The organism is Gilliamella sp. B2838, from assembly GCF_026536185.1.
In the GTDB taxonomy this organism is placed as follows: Bacteria; Pseudomonadota; Gammaproteobacteria; order Enterobacterales; family Orbaceae; genus Gilliamella.
Genome location: NZ_JAFNOO010000001.1, coordinates 25,158 through 49,852, shown reverse-complemented (window position 1 = coordinate 49,852; position 24,695 = coordinate 25,158). Strand labels below are relative to the sequence as shown.

The following is a 24,695-nucleotide window of genomic DNA, read 5'->3' as shown; positions in this document are numbered from 1 at the left end:
TTCACTAACAAGAAGAGTTAACTAGTAAATAGCTTTTAATAAAAACATGATTTGTTATCAAGTTATGGTTAAATTCGTTTAACAAATCGTCGCCTAATGGCGACGATATAAGCAGGATTAGACATTAAATAAGAAATTCATAATGTCACCGTCTTGTACGACATAATCTTTACCTTCAGAGCGCATTTTACCAGCTTCTTTTGCGCCTTGTTCACCACCATATTTAATGAAATCATCAAAAGCGATAGTTTGTGCGCGAATAAAGCCTTTTTCAAAGTCGGTATGAATTTTACCGGCTGCTTGTGGGGCGGTATCCCCGACCGAAATCGTCCATGCACGAACTTCTTTAACACCCGCTGTAAAATAGGTTTGTAAATTAAGTAAGCTGTAGCCTGCGCGAATGACTCGATTAAGCCCAGGTTCAGTTAAACCAAGGTCTTGCATAAATTCATCACGATCGGCATCGTCAAGTTCGGCTAATTCTGCTTCAATAGCAGCACAGACCGGTACCACTACTGATTTTTCTTGAGCAGCTATAGCTTTCACTTTTTCTAAATATGGGTTATTTTCAAAACCATCTTCATTTACATTGGCAATGTACATGGTTGGTTTTAACGTTAAAAAACTTAGGTATTTAATCGCTTCGAGTTCTTCTTTACTTAAGTCTAAAAGTAATAATTTTTTTCCTTGCTCTAAATGTGGTAAACATTTTTCAAGGATTTCTAACTCAAATTTGGCCTCTTTATCTCCACCTTTAGCTCGTTTTTGTACACGAGTTATCGCACGTTCACAGGCTTCAAGATCGGAAAGTGCTAGTTCAGTATTGATAATTTCGATATCTTCTGCGGGATCAATCTTGCCAGCAACATGGATAATATTGTCGTTTTCAAAACAACGAACCACATGACCAATAGCTTCAGTTTCACGAATATTAGCCAAAAATTGATTACCCAAACCTTCACCTTTTGATGCGCCTTTCACTAAACCGGCAATGTCAACAAACTCCATTGTTGTGGGTAACGTGCGCTGTGGTTTTACAATTTTAGCCAATTCATCTAAACGTGGATCGGGCATAGGTACAACACCAGTATTGGGTTCAATTGTACAAAATGGAAAGTTAGCTGCTTCAATACCTGCTTTAGTTAATGCGTTAAAAAGAGTTGACTTGCCAACATTTGGTAGTCCGACAATACCACATTTAAATCCCATACTTTTAATTACCTTTTATTCTAAAATAGCTTGAAAATAGAGGCTAATTATATACTAAATCGTGCCGATTGTGCCAATGTTCTTCATGTTGAATGCAAAGTTAGCAAAATTATTCGCAGGTTTATTCAATAACCGCGCTTTAGTTGATTGCAACAAGTAAGACATATATCGCTATTTGTTTATGGTTAATTCTCGACAGTTAAACCGAGTTGATAAAGTTGATTTTTTTTAAGCCCATAAATTTCAGCTGTTATGGCAGCCGCTTTTTTTAGCGGTAACTCTTTTTGCAATAATTTTAAGGTATTAATCACGTTTGCATCGATATCCTCATCGCTTTTAGTGTGACCTTCAACAATCAAAACAAATTCACCTTTTTGACGATTAGTATCTTCATTCAACCAATTAATTAACTCTGCAACAGGGTAACTGACTATGGTTTCCCAAGTTTTAGTCAGTTCTTTGGCAAGTACAATCATTCTTTCATGACCAAAAACCGTTTGCATATCGTGTAATGTATCTAACAAACGATGCGTCGATTCGTAAAAAATCATTGTGCGTGATTGATTAACTAGCTTAACCAAACTGTCTTGTCGTGCTTTCGTTTTAGCCGGTAAAAATCCTTCATAACTAAATTTATCAGAAGGAAGACCAGCAACCGAGAGCGCGGCAATTGCTGCGCAAGCGCCAGGAATAGGCACGACGTTGATATTATTTTCACGACAAGCTTTGACTAAATGATAGCCCGGATCATTAATTAACGGCGTACCTGCATCGGATATTAATGCGATGGATATTCCTGATTTAAGTTTTTCAACCAAAATTTGGGCTTTTTGCTGTTCATTATGATCGTGTAAAGAAAACAGTTTAGCTTTTATGGCTAAATGCTGTAAAAGTAAACCGCTATGGCGGGTGTCTTCGGCCGCAATAAGATCAACACTTTTAAGTGTTTCAATTGCTCTGAGCGTAATATCATCTAGATTACCGATAGGGGTTGCAACAATATATAGAGTCATTATGTTAAGTCACATTCAATTTTGGTTGAAAAATACGATAAATATACTATACGAACTAGCATTTTATTGTATATACTCACCACTTTCAAAATAAATCCTATTTGGGATCGAATAATCGATTAATTCAATGTTGGTAAGATATTAATCATCTGTAGAGCAATCAACGATATTGTTGATCAACAAATGGTATTTTTGTGCTAAATTAATAGCAATAAAGCAGAAATTAAATCTAACAATATAAACTGCTTTGGTTATTATATTCGACCAGCATAAAAAATAATCTATATAATAGCTTTTTACAATAAAAGCGATAAAATATGCACATAAAAATATATGAATGAAGGGTGTTGCTTTGAAAAAGATTCTTACATTAAGTTGTTTAAGTTTATTGATTGTGGCCTGTACACAGTCAAATCCTGCTGAAATTGAAGATATTTCTGATTCATCATCGAGTAATGGTGTGACACAGGGTTATAAAAAACCACCAGCTAATATTTCAACCGGTGGCAGAATGTCAACGCCGGTGAGTTCACCAACAACTTATTCGACGCCTTCATCAAGACCTGTTACTACAACGACAACCAGTGTTCATAATAATGTGTTAACGACTAATGAACGAACCGTTTATAACCGTAATTATGACGAAATTCCTAAAGGTGGTTACAAAGGCGATACCTATACAGTTAAACGCGGTGATACACTATTTTATATTGCATGGGTAACGGGAAATGATTTTCGATCTTTAGCGGCTAAAAATAATATTAAAGAGCCTTATGGTGTCAATGTTGGACAAGTACTCGATGTAAGTGGCGGCACAACAGTTGTAACGCAAACACAAAAGACAACATCTAATCATACTTCTTCTCCTTCTATGGTTTACATGGATGATGATAAGACTACCGCAGCAGCACAAGCCAAAACTAAACCGGTAATGACAACAACCACTACTACGACTACTACCACATCTGGTAATAATCAACCCCCTAAAACTACTCAAAAAACTGAAACGGTGACTGAGCCACTCAATAATACGTCTAGCCCTAGCATCAGTGCGAATAGTTCAGCTAATACACCTGTAACATCCTCGCCGGTATCAAATGTGGCGAATATTGCGTGGCAATGGCCGGCAAAAGGTAAGATTATTGAAAAATTCTCAAATGCAAGCAAAGGTATTGATATTGCAGGTTCATTGGGTGACAAAGTTGTAGCTGCTGCTGACGGTCGTGTTGTTTACTCAGGTAATGCTTTACCCGGTTATGGTAATTTAATCATCATTAAACACAATGATGATTATTTAACTGCCTATGCACATAACCAATCAATTTTAGTAAAAGAGCAACAAGCAGTGAGGGCAGGCGAACAAATTGCCACAATGGGCGCAACAGGGACTTCATCGGTAAGACTGCATTTTGAAATCCGTTATAAAGCACAATCTGTTGATCCATTGAAATACTTATCAAAATAATTGAAGTTTTATGTAAGCTTTATTGATACATAAAACGCATAATGCACGGTGTTTTCCGTGCATTATTATGAATACAAATTTAACCGTTTTATTCTACGAAACAAAGGAGTTATACTCATGGCAGTAAAAAAATTAGTGCTTATTCGACACGGAGAAAGTGTTTGGAATCAAGAAAACCGTTTTTGTGGTTGGACAGATGTTGATTTATCTGAAAAAGGTAAAAAAGAAGCAGCTGAAGCTGGACAACTTTTAAAGAAAGAAGGGTTTACTTTTGATTTTGCTTATACTTCTGTTTTAAAACGTGCAATCCATACTTTATGGCATGTTTTAGATGCAGTTGATCAAGCATGGTTACCGGTTGAAAAAAACTGGAAGCTTAATGAACGTCACTATGGTGCATTACAAGGTTTAAATAAAGCAGAAACAGCGGCTAAATATGGTGATGAACAAGTCAAATTGTGGCGTCGTGGTTTTGCAATTACACCTCCAGCACTTGAAAAATCAGATGAACGTTTTCCTGGACATGATTCACGTTACAGCAAATTACCTGAATCAGAATTACCATTAACAGAAAGCCTTGCATTAACGATTAAACGTGTGCTTCCTTATTGGGAATCAACTATTGCGCCACGTGTTGCTAAAGGTGAGCGTGTGATTATTGCAGCACACGGTAACTCTTTACGAGCATTAGTCAAACACCTTGATAACATCAGTGATGATGACATCATTGAACTAAACATCCCAACAGGTGTGCCTTTAGTGTATGAATTTGATGACAACATGAAAGTGATTAAACACTATTATTTAGGTAATGCTGATGAAATTGCTGCAAAACAAGCAGCGGTAGCAAACCAAGGTAAAGCAAAATAATTAATATTTAATTTATGCTTAAAAAGGTAGGTATAGCACTTACCTTTTTTATTATCTTAACAATCTCTTTTTTATCTATTTCACTTTACTTCTTGAGAGTCTTATTTTGTCGAAAATATATTACATTTATGCCGTAATGAATGCGGGAAAATCAACCGAACTATTACAAATAGATCATAATTATTTAAGTAACAATATGCAGACTTTATTGCTTAAGTCGTCCGTTGATACACGTGATTCCGCGGTAGAAATTGTATCGCGATTAGGGTTGCGTAAAAAAGCATTATTGCTTGACGATAATAGTGTTGATGAGATCATTGCACTTATCAAAAAAAATAATTATGCCTGTATATTGATTGATGAAAGCCAGTTTTTATCTAAAAGTACTATATGGAAACTATCGGATGTGTGTGATGAATATGGTGTTCCTATGATGTTTTTTGGCTTAAAAACCGATTATATGGGCCATTTATTTGAAGGTTCAAAAACCTTACTTGAAATTGCCGATAATTTTCGCGAATTAAAAACAGTTTGTTGGTGTGGTAAAAAAGCAACAATGAATTTGCTAGAAGGACAAGATGGTAAAATTGTTAAATTTGGTAATTCAATTCATCTTGGTGATAGTGAGTTCCACTCAGTTTGTCGTAAACATTGGAAAGCAGGTCAAGTTAGACCAAAAAGTTAATTTTAGACAGTGTTACTTTATGGGCATCACTTAATTTGTCTAACGTTATTTGATTTGAAAAAAGTGTGAATGACTTCTCATTTTTACGATATTGTTTTATTGATTCCTTCAATTTTGTGTCATATTAACTGAACCGATTCAGTTTCGTTTTATTCATTATAAGGAATCACTATGAAAATCAAAATTGTTTCATCTGCTCTATTACTTGGTCTGCTTAGCTGTAATGCCAGTGCAAAAGAGTTTGTCTTAATCGATAACGAAAAAGATATTGCAGAAGGTAACTGGTCGATTTCAAGCAAAGATTTGGGTGTAAAAAATGAAAAATTTACTATTCAAAACACGGTGCTTAAAGGCGGTAAACAAGAAGGAACTGAATTACTAACAATAACAAGTGATGTTTTGACTATTAAATTAATTCCTACTCGTGGCTTAGGTATTTTATCGGTAGAAGGGGAGGGGGTTCGTTTAGGCTGGGATTCGCCTGTTAATGAAGTTGTTAACCCCAAATATATCAATTTAGAAAGTCGCGGCGGCATCGGTTGGCTAGATGGCTTTAACGAAATGATGGTTCGTTGTGGTTTTGAATGGACTGGACATGCCGTTCAAGCCGATGGCATGATGTATACGCTTCATGGGCGAGCACAAAATACGCCTGTATCAAAATTAATTGTCACAATCGAAGATAAAGCACCCTATACTATTAACATTAAAGGTTTAATAAAAGAAAACACATTCAAAAAAAGTCATTTAGAAACGTGGGCATCACTTAGCTATGTGCCAGGAAGTAATGACTTTACCATACACGATGTTGTTACCAATAAGAGTGATTATACCCGCGATTATCAAATCATCTATCATAGCAATTTTGGTACGCCAATTCTTGAAGAAGGCGCTAGATTTGTTGCGCCAGTTAAAGAAATTTCACCTTTTAACGATTATGCGAAAGAAGGATTAGCGACGTGGCAAACTTATTTAGGTCCAACTAAAGATTTTGATGAAATGGTCTTTAACGTTTATCCATTTGCGGATGCAAATAATCACACACAAGTGATGGTCACCAATAAAGCAGGCGATAAAGCAGCAGGTATCGCTTTTAATACCAAACAGTTACCAGTACTTTCGTTATGGAAAAATACCGACACCCTTAAGCAAGGTTATGTGACGGGTCTTGAGCCTGGTACCAGTTTTGCCTATCCAGTGACCATAGAGCGAGAACAAAAACGCGTTCGTCAATTGGCACCTGGTCAAAGTACAGAGTTTACTTTAACGTATAGTTTATTATCGGGTAAAGATGCTGTAAGCAAATATGAAGAGCAAATCAACGCAATTCAGGGTGCGCAACAAACCCAAGTTGTTACTCAACCTATGGCCAAAGAATAACTAACCAATTTTGCTACCAACGCGCAGTTGGTAGCTATCTCATCTATCTATTTTTTCATGTTATTCATCTCTAAAATTATTATCTAAATAAAAGTAGTTTAAAGATGTATTGCTGGTTGATACTTGATTCGCTTTTAATTGGTAGGTATAGTCGGTAAAATTATGTTTATATATATGACTCAACACTTAAACGATGATTTTACGTTGCTAATGCTAAAATAGTATTTCACTATTTAAGTGTAATTTTACTAAACAATAAGGATAGAAATGGCAAACCGACGAATAATAATTGGTATTAGTGGCGCAACAGGAATTGCTTATGGTATTAAAGCGTTAGAACTGTTAAAACCGTTAGATATCGAAACGCATCTTGTTATTTCTAAAGCTGCACAAATAACTTGTCGCTACGAAGTCCCCAATATGAGTATAAAACAGATTCAAGCATTAGCAGATAAGGTTTATTCCATTAATAATATTGGTGCTGCGATAGCCAGTGGATCTTATAAAACTCTTGGTATGTTAGTTGCTCCCTGTTCAATGCGCTCTCTATCTGCTATTGCGACTAGTTTATCTGATAATTTACTTACTCGAGCCGCTGATGTGGTGCTTAAAGAGCGTCGCCGTTTAGTTTTAATGGTCAGAGAAACACCACTGCATTTAGGTCACATTAACAATATGCAAGCCGTCACTCAAATGGGCGGCATAATATTTCCACCGGTTCCTGCTTTTTATCAACATATTGATACCATTGATGATATGATAACGCATAGCGTTGCAAGAGCCTTAGACTTGTTTGATATTGATATGCCTTGTTTACCTCGCTGGGGTGAGGATATGCAACTTAACAGTAAAATAATTGAATGACATGACGAGCAACAAATTTTGTAGGCAACCTAATCATAAAATCATTGAATTTATCAAAAAACAACATGTGCTTTCGTTATGTGTGATTTTATCGAATAATCAACCTTGGGCATGTAATACCTTTTATGTATTTGATCAACATTTGATGAATTTATATTTTCTCACTGAGCTAAAAACTCAGCATGCTAATGCAATGCTCAATCAGCCACAGGTAGCAGGTACAATTAGTATCGCGCCCAAAACTGTTGTTCAAATTCAAGGTATACAGTTTGTTGCAATAGCAAAACAGCTAAGTGATCAACAAGCTATGCATGCTTATTCACTGTATTATCAAGCTTTTCCATTCGCTAAATTAATGAAAGCGCCGATTTGGTCACTGGAATTACAGTACATTAAAATGACCAATAATTTACTTGGTTTTGCGCATAAAGATATTTGGACAAGAAACTAATCTTTTTACCGTCAGGTGGTTCAAATTTTTAATTTTAGCCGTTTTTATGTCCATTCAATTCGTTCAAATTGAGTTATTGAATCACTATTCTTATCCAATAGCTCAAATTCACAGCTTTCAAGTAAATTGATTGGCAATCATTAAAAATTAACCTTGTTATAAAAAAAAATTATAAATATATATAAATATATTATTTAACGAGAAAAATACTATTTTGTATTATACTTGCACACCTTAATTTTTTTCATCACTAACATAAATGCGTAAATTAGCCGATCGACTCGACCACTTTTCTGATTCAGTTATCCGCCGGATGACCCGAATTGCAAATGAATATCAAGCTATCAATTTATCACAAGGATTTCCTGATTTTGATCCACCAAAAGAATTGATACAAGCGCTTAAACAGGCTGCTGAGCAAGGTCCTCACCAATATGAAATTACTTGGGGTTCAAAAGAATTTAGACAGTTACTGGCTAAAAAGCAGCAAAAATTGATGAACATTGATATAAACCCCGATGAAAACGTCCTTGTAACCTGTGGAAGTACAGAAGCAATGATGTGTGCGGTTATGACAATTTGTAATCCTAAAGACAAAGTTATCATCTTTTCGCCTTTTTATGAAAATTATGGTGCTGATGCGATTTTATCTGATGCAACGCCAATATATGTACCACTCATTCCACCAACATTTGAGTTTGATAAAAAGCAGCTTAGGCAAGCGTTTGAACAAGGTGCGAAAGCCTTAATTTTATGTAATCCGAGTAACCCATGCGGTAAAGTTTTTACCAAAGCAGAACTTGACTATATCAGTCAATTAGCCATCGAGTTTGATGCTTATGTTATTACTGATGAAGTGTATGAACATATGGTTTATGCCCCGCACAAGCACCTTTATTTAGCCAATTTTCCCGGCATGAAAGAGCGCACTATTAGTTGTAGTTCATTATCAAAAACGTATTCGATTACAGGCTGGCGCCTAGGTTATATTATTGCAGATAAAACTATCATTGATGGCTGTAAAATGATCCATGACTTTTTAACTGTTGGCGCCGCTGCACCATTACAAAAAGCCGCTTGTGCTGGCTTATCATTGGGTGATGATTATTATCAACAATTAACTCAAATCTATACTGAAAAACGTCAACTGTTTTTGCAAGGGTTAGATAAAATAGGTCTATCTTATTATGAACCTCAAGGCGCCTATTATGTCTTGGTTGATATTTCGGCCTTTAACCCATTTAAAACTGATTTTGAATTTTGTGAATGGTTAATTAAAGAAGTAGGCGTAGCGGCTGTACCGGGATCGGCATTTTTCAAACATCCTGAGTATCGATATATTCGTTTTCATTTTGCTAAACAAGAACAAACGCTGATTGCAGCTTTACAAAGATTATCCAAATTTAAGGAAAAATTATTATGTTTAAAAAATTAATTGCATTAAGTTTTGCTATTTTATCAACATTCACTTTGCTGACCGGTTGTGATGATACTAAAAAAGAGAATCATATTGTTGTCGGTGTTGCTGCCGGACCTTATGGTGATATGTTTAAACAAGCGATTGCACCAGGGCTAGAAAAGAAAGGTTATAGTGTTGAAATTCGAGAGTTTAGTGATTATGTACAACCTAATTTGGCGTTAGCGAATAAAGAAATTGATGCTAATTTATTTCAGCATCTCACTTATTTGAATAATTTTAAACAGGCACGCAATTTAGATATTATCGCAATTGGCTTTGTGCCTACCGCTGGTGCGGGTATTTTTTCTAATAAAATTACTGATTTTTCTCAATTAAAAAAAGGTGATCAAGTCACTATTGCCAATGATGTCACTAATGAAGCACGAGCATTAAGAATCTTGCAAGCCGCAGGTCTTATTAAACTTGATCCAACTGTGGATAAAAATAATCTTACTCCTAATAACATTATTGAAAATCCTTATGGTTTAAATATTGTTCCAATTGAAGCACCGCAAACACCTAGATCGTTAGATAGTGCGGTATTGTCGGTTGTCAATGGTAACTATGCTATTGGTGCCGGTTTAGATTTGTCTAAAGCACTTTATACCGAAGTATTAGATAAAGATCTAAAAAATGTTATTGCCATTCGAAGTTCATCTAAAGATACTTTAGGTAAAGACATTATTGATGTACTTAAATCACCTGAATTTGCGCAAGTGATCGAAGATAAAAATGGTATTTTTTATACTTTCCAAAAACCTGACTATCAATTATTTTAATTATGCAACATACACCTTTAATCCAAGTAAAAAATGTATCGGTGCGCTTTGAGGCAAAAGGCCAAATAGTTGAAGCTGTCAAAAATGTTTCGTTTGATGTCAATCAAGGCGAAATTTTTGGCATTATTGGCTCAAGCGGTGCAGGTAAGAGTACATTGGTAAGAACGCTTAATCGACTCGCCATACCGTCGTCAGGGCAAGTTATTATCGATGGTGTTGATATTAGCACTTTGAAAGGCCGCCATTTACAGGCCTTTCGTTTTCAGGTAGGTATGATTTTCCAAAATTTTAACCTTGCTTGTTCAAAAACCGTTTATGAAAATATTGCCTTTGTTCTTAAGGCTGCTGGCAAAAAGGGTGATGCAGTAAAAAACCGAGTGAAAGAGCTTCTGACATTGGTAGGGTTGAGCGATAAAGCTTATGCTTATCCTGCCGAGCTTAGTGGTGGGCAAAAGCAGCGAGTCGGTATTGCAAGGGCCTTAGCGAATGAAGCGAAAATATTGCTATGTGATGAAGCGACCAGTGCTTTAGATCCAACCACAACCAGTGCTATTTTGGATTTACTCAAACAACTCAATGAAAAATTTGGTTTAACTATAGTTCTTATTACCCATGAAATTGATGTGGTAAAAAAGATTTGTCATCGGGTTGCGGTAATGTCGCAAGGTGAAATTGTTGAGATGAATAACACATTTAATTTATTTGCTTGTCCAAAACAACGCTTTACCCAAAACTTTCTTAATATTGATGAAAATACCCATCTTCCCGATCGAATTAGACAAAATGCTAAAGGCAAACTGGTTAGACTACGCTATATTAATGAAAATACTACGCAACCTATTTTATATCAATCAGCGCTTGAAACAGGCGTCGCTTTCAATATTTTGCATGGCTTTATCGAGTATTTTAACGAGCAAGCGCTAGGCAATTTAGTGATAGAGTTAATTGGTGATCCGGATGATATCTTAAATCTTATTGCAAAGTTACACAATCAAGGTGTGATTATTGAGGAAATAAATTAATGATAAAACTCACCCTTGCTGAAATGGCACAAATGTTATGGCAAGCCGCCTACGAGACTTTTATTATGGTCAGTTGGTCACTGCTTGCTGGTATTTTATTTGGCACAATAATCGGGCTGTTGCTGTTTTTGATGTCTAATCCGTTTTTTTTCAAAAACAGAGTAATGAATAGTATTGCTAACTTTATCATTAATGCGACTCGTTCAATTCCTTTTTTGATTTTAATGGTGACGGTGTTACCTTTAGGTGCTTTATTTGTTGGCACGACTGTTGGACCAAAAGCGGTTATCTTTCCTTTGTCGTTAGCGGCTATCGCTTTTTATGCAAGGTTAGCTGAAAATGCGTTTAGCCAAATAGATAAAGGTGTGATTGAGGCGGCAGTAGCGAGCGGAGCATCACATATTCGCATAATTATTGGAATACTATTTCCTGAAGCTATGGCACAATTAATTCGCCATGCAACGGTAACGACAATTTCGCTCATTAGCTTTAGCTCAATGGCCGGTGTGGTTGGCGGTGGTGGAATAGGTGATTTAGCCATTCGTTACGGCTATCAACGTTATGTCACAGAAATCCTGATTTTATGTATTATCATTCTGATTTTTATTGTGATGTTAATTCAATTTTTAGGGGATAAATTAGCTAATCACTTTGATCGCAGCTATAAATAATCGGTATTAACATGAATACAATTACAACTATTATTAAAGATCCTAACCGAATCATTTATCAAAACAATATTCCAAAATCTCACTTAAGTGATGGACTGCAATTGAAATATGGACAAGCCGAACTACTGGTTTATCCAGTAACAACAGCGGAAGTTTCACAAATAGTTCAATATGCCTATTCAAAAGGGATCAATATTACAACGCGTGGTGCGGGTACGAATTTGGTGGGTTCAACCATTCCTAATGGTGGCATTATTATTGATTTATCTTTAATGAACACTATTGTTGAACTGGATAAAGAGACATTCACAATTACTGTCCAGCCAGGCATTTTATTACAGGATTTACAACAATGGGTTGAAAAGCAAGACCTGTTTTATCCGCCCGATCCTGGTGCAAAAAATGCCACTATTGGCGGCAATATAAGTACTAATGCTGGTGGCATGCGTGCGGTTAAATATGGCGTGACCCGTGATTATGTGCAAGCAATAGAAGTGGTTATGGCTGATGGCAGCGTTTTAAATTTTGGCAGTAAAAATGTTAAAGATAATACTGGGCTTTCGTTAAAACATCTCTTTATTGGCAGTGAAGGGACACTGGGTATTATTACGCAATGCACTTTAAAGTTAATTGCTAAACCAAAAGCTTTCGAAACCTTAATTATTGGTTTTAAAAGTATTGATTTAGCTATAGCAAATATCACAACTATATTACAAACGTTAACACCCACAGCACTGGAGTTTGTAGAACGTCAGGTTGCGCAGTGGGGTGAAAGATATTCAGGTTTTCAATTTCCATTACCCAATGCACAAGCCTATCTTATTGTTATGTTAGATGGTGCTGATCATCAAACTATATTACAACAGCGTCAGCAACTATTGGCTAATTTGACTGATTGTGAACATTTTATTGCAGAAACAGTAGAACAAGCTAGTCAAATTTGGGCAGTGCGCGGGTCGCTAGTTCGCGCTGTTGAAGCGGTGACAGAGCAAGATCCTATTGATATTGTTGTACCCATTAATAAAATTGCTGATTTTATTCATTACACCAAACAATTAGAAGCGAAAACCGGTGTAAGAATGTTAGCTTTTGGACATGCTGGTGATGGCAATATCCATTTATGTCTATTACGCGATGGTAGAGAGCAAGCGCAATGGCAACGCTTACTAGAACAAGTCCATTGTGCTTTGTATCTAAAATGTCATCAATTAGGCGGGCTTCCTTCTGCTGAACATGGAATTGGTACTGCTAAAGTTAACTATTTTAAGCAGGCCATACCAGAAGATAATCGCCAATTAATGCAAGCAATTAAACAGCAGTTTGATCGTAAAAATATTCTTAATAATCAAGTTTATATTTTGCAAATTTAGATGTTTTTTTATTTGTAATTAACTGAAAAGTCTTTGATGATAATCAAAGGCTTTTTGTTATTACCTAAAGCAAAGGTTTGCTCATAAAAATAGGGTAACTTTACACGCTCAATAAACATCATAACAAAACCCTTTTTTTTACTATAATTTAAACTTGTTTATAATCAATAGGTTAAATTTTAATGTAAAAAAAGGGTTTTTAAGCCTAAAACAAACATTTATCTTTTGCCTAACAAGCGTTATAGTGTATCGGTTTCTAGTTTAACGCCGTGTAGGTGGTTTAGAAATTCTAATAAATTAATTTAAAAATATGTTACCTGTTTAACGCCGTGTAGGTGGTTTAGAAATATGTATTGTTATGTAATATATGCAAAAGGATGTTTAACGCCGTGTAGGCGGTTATAGTTTTTAAAATTCCATTTAAAAAATGCGATTAATGGTTATGCCAGATTTATCTGGGTTAGATGAGTTGCGCCTGTTATCATTTTTAGGTTCTGAATCCTCCCTTTACCCATTGCGGTATATTTTTTATCTGCATGATTAAATAAAGTATTTTTGAGTTTAGTCTTTCGCTTGTTTTATAAATTGATAATTTTAATATGTTATTTGGCCTACATTAAACAATCAACCTCGACAGCACACATTACTCTTTTTATTAGAAGGTATTAACTTGTGATGCTGGGCGTCATGAATGCAAAATCTTGTTAAATCCTTTATCAATAATTAACATTCGGGATCAAGTTTATGAGTACAATTTTTAAGGGATCTATGCTAGAGTTGAATCCCTTATTTTTCGACTCAGTAGGGAGGTAGGTCTTGAATCTTTCACCTAAAGCGTTTCATTATTTGGGCGTAATTGCTACTATCGCTTCACTTGGTATGTATGTTTCTTATATTCCACAAATCATTGATAATCTTCATGGTTACAAATCTAATCCCACTCAACCATTGGCTGCAGCAATAAACTGTTCGTTATGGGTTTGCTATGGTTTATTGCGTGAAAAGAAAGATTGGCCAATTGCTATTGCCAATTCACCGGGTGTCATTTTTGGCTTAATGGCTTTTTTCACCGCTTTATAAATCGCATTATTGATTAAACTACAGTGAAATCAAGCTTAATTCCTGTAGTTTTCTCTCCTTTTTTCTCTTAATTGTGCTGTCGTTGATTATGTTGAATGCATATTTTAATAAAGTTTGAAATTAATACAGCAGCAGGTTAATATTTAACCTTAGTAATAAGATCAAATAAATCAATACAATACGGAGTTATCAACAGGTTTGTTAAATACTTATCAAATAGTACAGTGAATAATTTGCTAGTTATCCCCTTTTAATGGTTTTATCACTGTGCAAAATTTGTTCATTGTCATGTCGTTTATATACTATTATAGTAAAAGCGATTAATTCAATTTTTTATCTGGATTTCAACTTCAAAAAATTTTTGATAAATGTTAGTGGTTTAATTAGAAACGTTGTATTAGCAAAGTCGTACCACAAATCTTGGCAAGATGATCGTTTTGCTGGGTAAAAATCGTGATAAAGGAAGGAAATATTATGACAAAAATTAATCTTTCAGATGAGTTAATAAAAGACTTCATTTATTCAGTTTATCGAAAAGAAGTATTGTTAAATTTAGATGGGGTGGTTTTAACTGAAGATGATCGAAAAACGTTACATGAAAAACGAGATTTTGTTAATAGCTTGAGCGAAACAGAACTAGCTAATATTCGATCATGGATCATCAATAAATTAAAATCATTAGAAGATAAACACAATTAAAATTGCGTGAGTTTACTGCGTTTTAGGCGGGCTAACGTTCCTTTTATTTTAATAAAAATATTTTTTTATCTTTATCAAAAACACTATAGACAGATTAACCAATAGTTTTATAATGCATTCGATAAAATATCATTTATAAAAAAGGAAATAATATGAAAAAGTTAGCCTTTGTTTTATTCGTTAGTCTACCAATGATAGCTAGTGCATCCAACTGTGATGAGATCAGCGCTAATATCGCAGAAAAAATTAAAAATAATGGTGTTGAAGCCTCTCAATTTCAATTGAAACTCGTTTCATCAAATGAATCTCAACAACAAATTGAAGGGCAAATTGTGGGGTCTTGTGATCGTGGACAACAAAATATTGTCTATGTACGTTATGATTCTGCTAGCAAAGCTGCAAAAAGCACAGATAAAAAAACAGTTGATACAAAGTCTCAACCTGAGCAACCAAAAGCAGAAACAGTAGCTCCAACTACGACAGCGCCAGTTGATTCTAGTGAACAACAAAAAACGGAAAACCAAACAAGTCCTAACCAAACATCAGAATCAACCACTAACTAGTAATGTTGATAATAAAGCGTCGATTAGAATTAAACATTCAATATCCAAAGCGAGTTTTTGTTAATTAAGTTGTTTAATTTATTTTTCGACGCTGCTCATTAATCCAATATGCTTTGGGCTCAAATTATACCCATTGAATCTGATTTGCTTAATGTCGACAAAAGGCGTAAAACACGTGTTTATTAGGTAAAATCAGTTTTATGCCTTTATAAATTGATTATTTAAGTGATAGTATTTTATGTTTTCATTTTATTCCCTTATTGATTCATGCCAGACAGATTGGAATAGTTATATCCAGCATGAGTTTATCGAACAACTTGGTAAAGGAACCTTAGATAAGTCTTGTTTTCAACACTATTTAAAGCAAGATTATCTATTTTTGGTTAACTTTTCGCGGGTTTGGGGACTTGCCGTTTATAAAAGCCGTAATCTTTTAGAAATCAAGCAGGCATTACATAGCCTTAAAGCTATTGTTGAAGTAGAACTGGATTTACATATTGGTTATTGTAAACAATGGCATATCACTGAATCAGAATTAACCCGTTTAGTTGGAGCCAAAGCTAACATAGCTTACACCGATTATGTTTTAGATGTAGGCTTAAAAGGTGATATTCTTGACTTACATATTGTTTTAGCGCCATGCTTGATTGGTTATGGCATGATTGCAAATTGGATAACAGCCCAGTCTTGGTATAATGCAGAAAATAATCCTTATACAAGTTGGATCGACATGTATTGTGGTGATGAATTTCAAAAAGCAGTGCAAAATGAAATCAATTGGATTAATGATAATTTATCTAACATCAAGTCAGAACGTTTTGAACAGTTAAAAACCATTTTTAAAACGGCAACCCAGCTTGAAGCTGGTTTTTGGCAGATGGGATTAGAAAAAAGCTGTTAATAATTATCATACTTCACCAATGATGGCAAAGTATGATGTAATAAGGTTATAGCAAATTCGAGTAACTTTGTTTGGTTTTTTCATCCCAAACACTTGCTTGTACTTGCCCAATATGTTTTAGTTGTAACAACAACATGACTAATCGAGATTGTCCAATACCACCACCAATAGTTTGTAATAACTCACCATTGACTAATGCTTGATGCCAAGCTAATTGTAATCGAGATTCATCATGAGTGATCTTAAGTTGACGTTTCAATGCTTCAGGATCAACACGAATGCCCATTGATGAAATTTCAAATGCACTATTTAATGCTGGATTCCAAACTAAAATATCACCATTCAAGCCTTTAGAACCCATTTCATTATCACTACTCCAATCATCATAATCGGGTGCACGGGCATCGTGTTTTTCATTATTAGATAAATAGCCGCCTATACCAATTAAAAATACAGCCCCCAGTTCTTTAGTAATTGCATTTTCACGCTCTTTTGGCGATAAGTTAGGGTAACGTTTTAACAGTTGTTCACTATCCATAAATGTAATGGATTCCGGCAAAAAGCGTGAAAGGTGATATTTTTCTGATACGGCTTTTTCTGTTGCTTTAATCGCTGAATAGATCTTTTCAACAGTTTGCTTTAGGTAAGTAAGAGTACGATCTTTTGGACTTATTACTTTTTCCCAATCCCATTGATCGACAAATACGGAATGAATTGGTGAAAGCTGATCTTCATCCGGTCGTAACGCTTTCATATTAGTATATAAACCTTCACCCTCAGCAAAATGGTGATCAGTTAATACTTTACGCTTCCATTTAGCTAAAGAGTGAACGACTTCAAATTGTGCATTAGCAATCGTTTTAACTTTAACCTGAACTGCTTTTTCGGTACCAGATAAATTATCTTGAATTCCATCACCAACTTGACTTAATAATGGTGCTTGCACTTCAATCAGGGATAAATTTTCGGCTAACTTATCAGCAAAAAAATGTTTCACAAAGCTTATTCGTTGTTGTTGTTCTTTGAATGATATCGTCATGTTTACTCTCTAATTATTGTCAATTTGTGTATGTAAATTAAACTAGAAAATAGAAATATGCAAGTTTCAATACGGTAAAAATAGATACAAATAGCGATGAGTTTGTCTCTCAACTTTATTGATTATTATAATTGTTATCTATTTTGTGTTAATTGCTGATTAAAAAGAACATTAAGACAAAAATTGAACAATTTAGTGGGTTGCATTTTTAAGTCAGCAACCAAATCGATGAAACTAGGATGTTGATCAGTTTAAGGTAACTATCTGTAAAAACGGATATTTTATTTCAAATTAATTATTATTTAATGATATTATCAGGATAATAAACGTTGAAATCATCCCTCCAAGGGGATTGATACCTGTTATTTTTTATATAATCAACTGATGACAATTGCACAATTGTTTCTTGGATAATGCTAAATACCAATGCTCGGCGTGTATAACTTATTTTATATACCATCAGTCATTTTTTATATCGTAGATTACAAGCTAATTAAACCTGTCAGCATTGCTAAATAGCAATTCTCATGACTGAATCAAGCTGGATCTTTTGCCTAAAAACTTCGACAAAGCTGTTTATAAACTCACAATTGAATGCTAACGCGTATACGACTAACCCCTTTTACCGACCCTTTTTTTTTACCAAATATAAAAAATAATAAAATCAATACATTACAAATCACATAAAAAAAAGGGTTTTTTAGTAGCAAAACATCATTTACCTTTCTGCCAACAACAGTTATAGTGGTTTAGCTTCTAGTTCACTGCCGTATAGGTAGTTTAGAAAACTAAAAACAGCCTCACGAAGATTAATAACGTGTTCACTGCCGTATAGGTAGTTTAGAAATCTATGCTTCGAGGTATAATTTTTCTCATCTCGTTCACTGCCGTATAGGTAGTTTAGAAAAACAGCTGCAAAGCATGATGCAAAGTACAAAAGTTCACTGCCGTATAGGTAGTTTAGAAAAAAATAAAATGAAAAATAGCCATCACTGATATGTTCACTGCCGTATAGTCAGAATTCATGTTTGGTCTTGAAATTGTGATATTTTGCCAATCTATATTTTATTCGTGATATATTGCTATTGATTAGTAAATTAATACCAGTAGGTTTTCTGTTAATCATTACTGCTGATAGTTGGCTTTAATTTGTTTATAAGCGATAGAACTAAGCTTTTAATATTTGTTTTGGTTGACACCTGTAAAGCCGGTATCAACCATGAATAAGCAATGATGTTCGTATGCGAACAGGATTTTACTTACCTATGTCAAAAAATCGTGTTTACTCGGCAAATTTATTTTTATGATCATACCGGTTGTAGTGGATGTCATCACTAATTAAATAGTTATAAATATCATCGACAATTTCGATACCATTTTTTAGGTAGTCTGCTTCACGTTTTTTACCTCGTTCACCAGGAAAGAATACTTGGCTATTGCCTTTAGCGGGTTTGACATTTTTTAATTGATCGAGCATCGAAGACATAGTTTGTTTGAATATTTCAAGGCCGATAAAATATTCTGGGTTAATGACAATATGTAAATGCCCAAGATCGCGTCCTTTGGATAAGTCCGCATACATTGACGAGACATTTTTACCAAAAGGTAAGCCTAGTAATATCCCCGATAAGATATCAACCATCATCATCAAACCATAACCTTTTGCATCAGCAATTGGTAATAATGCATTGACTTTATGAGGATCGGTGGTTGGTTCACCGTGCTCATCAACGGCCCAAGTTGGCGGAATAGGAGCGCCTTTGGATCGTGCATAAAGTACTTTACCCCAAGCTTGCACCGTAGTTGCCATATCAAATGATACAACTCGCTCATCGGCCGTTGGGGCTGCAAATGCAATTGGATTGGTACCAAAAAATTCTTCGGCTCCACCATAGGGTACAGCCATTGGATCTGATTGACACATTGAAATGGCAACTAAATTTTGTGCAGCTGCCATTTCGGTAAAGTAACACAGTGATCCACTGTGTGACATACGGCGTATACCGACGACCGCGACACCATTCTTCTTCGCCATTTCAATGGCTTTATCCATGCCAACTTTGGCTGCAACCAAACCACAGCCATTATCAAAATCGAGAATGGCGCTCGCTGGACCTGTTTCTTTATAAGTGATGTTAGGATTAACGGTCATGCCACCTTTCGCAATACGCTCTGCATAGTATTCAACCCTTACGGCACCATGCGAATGAATGCCTCGGGCATCAGCAAAAGCTAATGCATCGGCAGCGATGTTTGCATGTTCCTGACTTAAACCGGCTTTATGCATTTTATTCGCGATTAGATCATGTAATGTTTTTCTGTCAACTCGCATAGTAAACTCCCTTAAATATATGTTTTACCTGTTTGGTTATCTTATTTTGTAATGATTGTACCTTTAGTACCCGCTAATAAAGACTCTATATCCGTTAGATTACCGATGTATGCCTTGTTACTGGTTTTTTCAACAAATTCAATGACAGATTTGACTTTAGGACCAATAGCACCATCATCAACTGCAAGCGGTTTTAATCGTTCTGTATTAACATGATGTAATGGCGTTTGTTGTGGGGTTCCCCAATTTTCATATACCGCATCAGCATCAGTTAAAATCATTAAGTGATCGGCTTTTAATTGTATGGCAAGTTGCGCTGCACTGTGATCTTTGTCGATAACCGCTTCTATACCTTGATAACCAAGTTGATTTTTAATGACAGGTATACCGCCACCGCCATTACAAATGACAATAGTGTCTTGGTTAAGTAATTGTTTGATAGCATCGATTTCGAGGATTTTTTGCGGTTTGGGGGACGGCACTACTCGACGTAAATACTGTCCATCTTGTTTAAATTGCCATCCATATTGTGTTTGTAACTGTTGCTGTTGCGCTGGTTGATATACTGGCCCTATATACTTGGTTGGATCTTTAAAAGCAGGGTCGTTGGGATCAACTTCAACTTGGGTCAGCACGGTGACAACATGTTTAACATGTTCGTGTTGCTGTAAACTGCGACCTATCATATACCCGAGCATACCTTGCGTTTGGGAAACCAGAATATCGAGTGGGTAGGCAGCAACCTGTGTATAAGCCGCATTTTGTAGTGCTAATAAACCTACTTGTGGGCCGTTGCCATGCACAATCACTAAATGATATTTTCCCGCTAGTTTTGCGATAAGCTGGGTTGTAGCATCAATGTTTCGATATTGATTCTCTATTGATAGTGGTTCATTTCGTTTAGAAATTGCATTGCCGCCTAATGCAATAACAATCAGTTCCATATGATATCCTTGATCATTTATTAAAATTGCTTATTGTTTTAAAGTATTAACACATTTACTCGCCATTCACTGTGTTTTCTTGTTAATATTTAGCTAATTAAATGCGGTAATACCACTTTTTTTGTCACTGTCCGAATAAGAAAGTGACCTGGTTTTTAATGATGCATTTACCTACTTAGTCATTCATAGATTCGCTTTATTCGTCTATCGATATTGTTTTGGTAACTGTAGTTGCTTAACTCAGCTCACCGATTTGGCTTCAGAAACAAAATAGTACGCTGCTTTAAATTTCGACATCACGATGGCAATCTTTTGAATAAATATAACTTAATGGCTCTTTACCCACGGCATAACAAGCTTGCAATGCATAAGCGCCCATAAAAATATAGTCATCTTTTTTGACCGGTATCCACTCATTGTCAAGCAAGTACATACCTTCACCACTGAGTAAATACGCGCCATGTTCCTGAACATGAGTTTCAATATAGCCATGACTTGCGCCTGGTTGGAAAGTTAAAATATGAAAATTCATATCAAAGCCAAGTTCTTTTGGTAATAAGTCTTGCACAAATACATTATCCATATTCTCATAATGAATATTTTCCAGATTGATAACATGGTTCGAAACAACCCGAGCTTGGTATCCATCAAGCGGGGTATAACGTCTTTTGTACAAGAATAGGCGAGATGAGCTGGTCATATTTTGTAAATAAAGTTTTACTCCGCAAGGACAGTAAAGATAGCCGCCTGTTTGTAAATGAAACGGTTGTTGATCAGCTTTAGCGGTTATTTCGCCTTGAATAACATAGACAAAAACTTCAAGATCTTTACCACCAAATCCTTGTAGGTTTTTGCCATCTTTATGCATGGTGACTAAATAATCAACAAATGACGCGCCCAATTTAGGGGTTGATAAAATGGTGATGTCACAATTATCAAAACCAGGAATGATATTTTTTACCAATCCATCAGGCGGAATGAGCGCGTAATTTTGTCGTTTAATAATTGCTCTTGATGCTAATAAGTCTTTTGGGTAACCTGTGTTGTTGTTGATATATCCCATAATTATCTCCTTGGAACATATTGATTTTTTACTTCGGCTGACTATTTTTTAGGTAATACAATAGCGCGCCATTAAAAACAGCTTAGTTTAGAAAAATGTGTGTTGCCGATCATAAATATAATGATCGGCACAGATTATTAATTGTTATTTGCGCTTTTATGCATGTTAAGAAGGAAGAACAGCACGGTTGCAACAATTAAAATAGCAATTGCCACATAGAATCCGGTAATTTTGGTGCCGGTAAAATCTGCTAAATAACCAGTTAATGGTGGCGCGATAACAGACGAGCTCATACCAAAAAAGTTAAATACGCCAAACGAAGTGCCATAATTGGTTTTAGGGGCAGTTTCGGCAACATGTGAAATCAGAATTGGTTCTACAGTTAATTTACCAAATAAACCGTAAAAAACTAATCCAGCGAGTAAGAAAGTAATCGTTGCTGATTGCACTGTAGTTAGTAATGTTGCTGCGGCGATTAGTTCAAGTGCAATGATAAATAATAGGCGTTTATTTCTGTACTTATCAGAAATTTTACTGATGATTAATGCCCCAGGAATAGCTGCAAATGCAACTAAAGAAGACGCAGAGCCAATGCTACCACCAGTAAAACCACGTTCTGTTTCAAGAAAGTTAGGTAACCAACTGACAATCATATAATAACCATAGCATGTGGCAAAATACATGATATATGATGCAACCATCTGACTACTAAAAAAGCTATGTGTTTGTGATTCTACTTGATCAGCAGAGCGTGTGTTAGCGGTATTTTCATGTTGTTTTGCTTGTTTAATTTTCGGTTGTTCTTTAATAATAATTGCAAAACCTGCAACTAAACAAAGTAGCAATGCAGCAATTATGTATAACATGTATTGCCATGGCATGCCTAATGATTTGACTAAAAAGCTTGTTGCTAACAAACTAATCCCCATACCTAAAGCCGAGCCGGTATTGATAATTGCTGATGCAAAGCCACGGTGCTCTGACGGAATATTTTCAGCTGAAAGTGACCATGCCGAACCATAATAAGAACCACAGCCTAAACCAGCAAGCAAACTACCAATATAGATCATTGTGATTGAATGAGCATTACCGATCATTAACGCAGCAATAGTGAAGAGTAAAAAGCCGGGGATAACTACCGCTTTTTTACCAAACTTATCAACTAACATACCTGCGGGTATTTGCATTGCGGTGTAGGCAAAGAAGTAACAGCTGGCAATGAGTCCAAGAGCAGTATTGGATTGTGGTCCTATAGTTTGTTGAACTTCTGGAAAAATCGCGGTTAATACTGGGCGATAAATCCACATAACTGTCCAACCTAGGCATAATAATACAACGATTTTATGCCAGTATTTAATTCCACCCGTTTTTTCTATTATGGTCATGTTAATTCCTTATTATTCTTGATAAGCTAATTTATATAGGGCGTGCGTGAGTGCTTTAATGCCTTCTACTAAATCTTTTGTGTCTGTATCTTCAGCAGGATTGTGACTAATACCTTTAATGCTTGGCACAAATAACATTGCTGTAGGCACACGTGGCGCAAATATTTGTGAATCATGACCCGCACCACTGTGCATTACCCGATAACTGAGTTTTTCTTCTTTACATATCGCTTCTAACATTTTGATTAGCTTGTTATCCATTGGGATCGGATCTTCATCCATCCAGCGATTTATGTCGATTTCAAGACCAAGTTCGTTGGCGATACGCAGCATATCAGCTTCGATTTCTTCGGTGAATTGAACTAATTGGGCTTTATTCGTATGACGACAATCCATAGTGAATAATACTTCACCGGGTACAACATTGACGACATTTGGTTTGGGTTCTACGTGACCAAAAGTAAGCACAAGTGGATCACCAACTTTGATTGCTTTGTTGATTGATTCATTACAGATTCGACTAAATGCATACACCGCATCTTTACGATATCCCATAGGCGTTGTACCGGCGTGATTGGCTTCACCAATTAATCGAATGTTATAACGTCGTTGACCTACAATACTGGTTACAACACCAATACTTTTTTGTTCTTTTTCTAGAACGCCACCTTGTTCAATATGAATTTCTAAAAACGCTTTAATATTGTCGCGTGCAGGTTGAGTATTGAATTTAAATCCACATGTTTGCATGGCATCAACAAATTTTATGCCTTCGCTGTCTTGTATTGTTTCGACATCGTGATGATTAGCAATAGCAAATACATTTTTACTGCCCCAAAAAACGTAAGGAAAACGGCTACCTTCTTCTTCTGCCATCGAGATTAACTCTAATGTGCGTAGTGGTTGACCATAATTTTCTTTCAGGTATTGCATTGCAAGTAAAGCCGCTATAATGCCTAACTGTCCATCAAGTTTTCCACCGTTTACAACAGTATCAACATGCGAACCTGACATGATAACTTCATTTTTGTATTTACTGCCTTCAAATCGTCCATATAAATTTCCAATGTCGTCAAAATAGCTATGCATGCCAATTTCGGTCATTCTTTGTTTCAGGGCATTTTGGGCAGCGAGCCATTCGGCGCTATAGAGTAGGCGCGTTGTACCACCTTGTTTTAATCCGCCAAAGCTAGATATCCAGTCTACTGCGTTAGCAACATCATCATATAAGATATTCATGTGTATTTACCTGTTGTTCAACTTGTTACTGTCATTAAGTGTCTTTATATATAATGAAACACATTAAAAGTGAATTTGTCATCTACCATACTATTAATAGCAAATAATAATGTGATCAAACTAGCTTTTTTATTTTTTTAAAATTTAATTAAATTAATGAATTGGTATTATAAAAAATTTTTTAATAATCATTTATGTTGCTGATTTTAATA

The 24,695-nt window shown here is 35.5% G+C and carries 23 protein-coding genes; 15 read left to right on the top strand and 8 right to left on the bottom strand.

The features are described from left to right. Nucleotides 1–117: 117 nt before the first annotated feature. Nucleotides 118–1,209 carry a redox-regulated ATPase YchF gene (gene ychF, locus J3U63_RS00250; RefSeq protein ID WP_267333016.1) on the bottom strand — a complete coding sequence of 364 codons (1,092 nt, stop codon included), beginning with the start codon at nt 1,207–1,209 and terminating at the stop codon, nt 118–120. Nucleotides 1,210–1,394: 185 nt separating this feature from the next. Further along, on the bottom strand, nt 1,395–2,222 hold the full coding sequence (gene rsmI / locus J3U63_RS00245) for a 16S rRNA (cytidine(1402)-2'-O)-methyltransferase (protein WP_267370149.1): 828 nt from the start codon (nt 2,220–2,222) through the stop codon (nt 1,395–1,397). Between the two features lie 352 nt (nt 2,223–2,574). Between rsmI and nlpD the strand changes: the two genes are divergently transcribed. From nlpD to tenA, 15 genes are all read left to right on the top strand, one after another. Next, a complete protein-coding gene (gene nlpD, locus J3U63_RS00240; protein ID WP_267343877.1) occupies nt 2,575–3,687 on the top strand; it encodes a murein hydrolase activator NlpD in 1,113 nt (370 codons plus the stop codon). Between the two features lie 117 nt (nt 3,688–3,804). Next, nucleotides 3,805–4,557: a 2,3-diphosphoglycerate-dependent phosphoglycerate mutase gene (gpmA, locus tag J3U63_RS00235; protein WP_267333013.1), complete on the top strand. Its 753-nt coding sequence runs from the start codon at nt 3,805–3,807 to the stop codon at nt 4,555–4,557. Nucleotides 4,558–4,663: 106 nt separating this feature from the next. Further along, a complete protein-coding gene (locus J3U63_RS00230; protein WP_065633379.1) occupies nt 4,664–5,242 on the top strand; it encodes a thymidine kinase in 579 nt (192 codons plus the stop codon). A gap of 171 nt (nt 5,243–5,413) precedes the next feature. Further along, complete coding sequence (locus tag J3U63_RS00225; RefSeq protein WP_267333012.1) at nt 5,414–6,622, top strand: aldose 1-epimerase family protein; 1,209 nt, start codon at nt 5,414–5,416, stop codon at nt 6,620–6,622. Between the two features lie 267 nt (nt 6,623–6,889). After that, a complete protein-coding gene (locus J3U63_RS00220) occupies nt 6,890–7,486 on the top strand; it encodes a UbiX family flavin prenyltransferase (RefSeq protein ID WP_267333011.1) in 597 nt (198 codons plus the stop codon). A gap of 1 nt (nt 7,487) precedes the next feature. Next, nucleotides 7,488–7,937, top strand: a complete 450-nt coding sequence (locus J3U63_RS00215) for a hypothetical protein (RefSeq protein WP_267370147.1) — start codon at nt 7,488–7,490, stop codon at nt 7,935–7,937. Between the two features lie 259 nt (nt 7,938–8,196). After that, entirely contained in the window at nt 8,197–9,372 is a 1,176-nt protein-coding gene (locus J3U63_RS00210) for a pyridoxal phosphate-dependent aminotransferase (RefSeq protein WP_267370146.1), read from the top strand. Next, nucleotides 9,357–10,175, top strand: coding sequence for a MetQ/NlpA family ABC transporter substrate-binding protein (locus J3U63_RS00205; protein WP_065634051.1), 819 nt, complete (start codon nt 9,357–9,359; stop codon nt 10,173–10,175). Before J3U63_RS00210 ends, J3U63_RS00205 begins: the two co-directional genes overlap by 16 nt. A gap of 2 nt (nt 10,176–10,177) precedes the next feature. Then, on the top strand, nt 10,178–11,197 hold the full coding sequence (locus J3U63_RS00200; protein WP_267333008.1) for a methionine ABC transporter ATP-binding protein: 1,020 nt from the start codon (nt 10,178–10,180) through the stop codon (nt 11,195–11,197). Further along, nucleotides 11,197–11,868: a methionine ABC transporter permease gene (locus J3U63_RS00195; RefSeq protein WP_369126354.1), complete on the top strand. Its 672-nt coding sequence runs from the start codon at nt 11,197–11,199 to the stop codon at nt 11,866–11,868. Before J3U63_RS00200 ends, J3U63_RS00195 begins: the two co-directional genes overlap by 1 nt. Before the next feature lie 11 nt (nt 11,869–11,879). After that, the gene (locus J3U63_RS00190) at nt 11,880–13,238 is read left to right on the top strand and encodes an FAD-binding oxidoreductase (protein ID WP_267370145.1); all 1,359 of its coding nucleotides are present in this window, start codon (nt 11,880–11,882) and stop codon (nt 13,236–13,238) included. Nucleotides 13,239–14,054: 816 nt separating this feature from the next. Continuing rightward, nucleotides 14,055–14,318, top strand: a complete 264-nt coding sequence (locus tag J3U63_RS00185; RefSeq protein WP_081297501.1) for a SemiSWEET family transporter — start codon at nt 14,055–14,057, stop codon at nt 14,316–14,318. Nucleotides 14,319–14,792: 474 nt separating this feature from the next. After that, complete coding sequence (locus J3U63_RS00180; protein ID WP_267370143.1) at nt 14,793–15,017, top strand: hypothetical protein; 225 nt, start codon at nt 14,793–14,795, stop codon at nt 15,015–15,017. Nucleotides 15,018–15,169: 152 nt separating this feature from the next. After that, a complete protein-coding gene (locus tag J3U63_RS00175) occupies nt 15,170–15,580 on the top strand; it encodes a DUF1161 domain-containing protein (protein WP_267370142.1) in 411 nt (136 codons plus the stop codon). 238 nt (nt 15,581–15,818) lie between these two features. Next, nucleotides 15,819–16,481: a thiaminase II gene (gene tenA / locus J3U63_RS00170; RefSeq protein WP_267348521.1), complete on the top strand. Its 663-nt coding sequence runs from the start codon at nt 15,819–15,821 to the stop codon at nt 16,479–16,481. Between the two features lie 46 nt (nt 16,482–16,527). Here the strand turns inward: tenA and asnA are convergent, their stop codons facing one another. The 6 genes from asnA to allC all read right to left on the bottom strand — a co-directional run bounded on the left by asnA (nt 16,528) and on the right by allC (nt 24,483). Further along, nucleotides 16,528–17,520 carry an aspartate--ammonia ligase gene (gene asnA / locus J3U63_RS00165; RefSeq protein WP_267343885.1) on the bottom strand — a complete coding sequence of 331 codons (993 nt, stop codon included), beginning with the start codon at nt 17,518–17,520 and terminating at the stop codon, nt 16,528–16,530. Nucleotides 17,521–18,802: 1,282 nt separating this feature from the next. Continuing rightward, nucleotides 18,803–19,852 (bottom strand): ureidoglycolate dehydrogenase, encoded by a 1,050-nt coding sequence (gene allD / locus J3U63_RS00160; protein ID WP_267370140.1) that lies wholly within the window; start codon nt 19,850–19,852, stop codon nt 18,803–18,805. Nucleotides 19,853–19,893: 41 nt separating this feature from the next. Continuing rightward, the gene (locus J3U63_RS00155) at nt 19,894–20,796 is read right to left on the bottom strand and encodes a carbamate kinase (protein ID WP_267366512.1); all 903 of its coding nucleotides are present in this window, start codon (nt 20,794–20,796) and stop codon (nt 19,894–19,896) included. A 283-nt stretch (nt 20,797–21,079) separates the two neighbouring features. Beyond that, on the bottom strand, nt 21,080–21,859 hold the full coding sequence (gene allE / locus J3U63_RS00150) for a (S)-ureidoglycine aminohydrolase (protein WP_267333002.1): 780 nt from the start codon (nt 21,857–21,859) through the stop codon (nt 21,080–21,082). A gap of 137 nt (nt 21,860–21,996) precedes the next feature. Then, nucleotides 21,997–23,244: an MFS transporter gene (locus J3U63_RS00145; protein WP_267348519.1), complete on the bottom strand. Its 1,248-nt coding sequence runs from the start codon at nt 23,242–23,244 to the stop codon at nt 21,997–21,999. Between the two features lie 12 nt (nt 23,245–23,256). After that, nucleotides 23,257–24,483, bottom strand: a complete 1,227-nt coding sequence (gene allC, locus J3U63_RS00140; protein WP_267333000.1) for an allantoate deiminase — start codon at nt 24,481–24,483, stop codon at nt 23,257–23,259. Between the last annotated feature and the right edge of the window lie 212 nt (nt 24,484–24,695).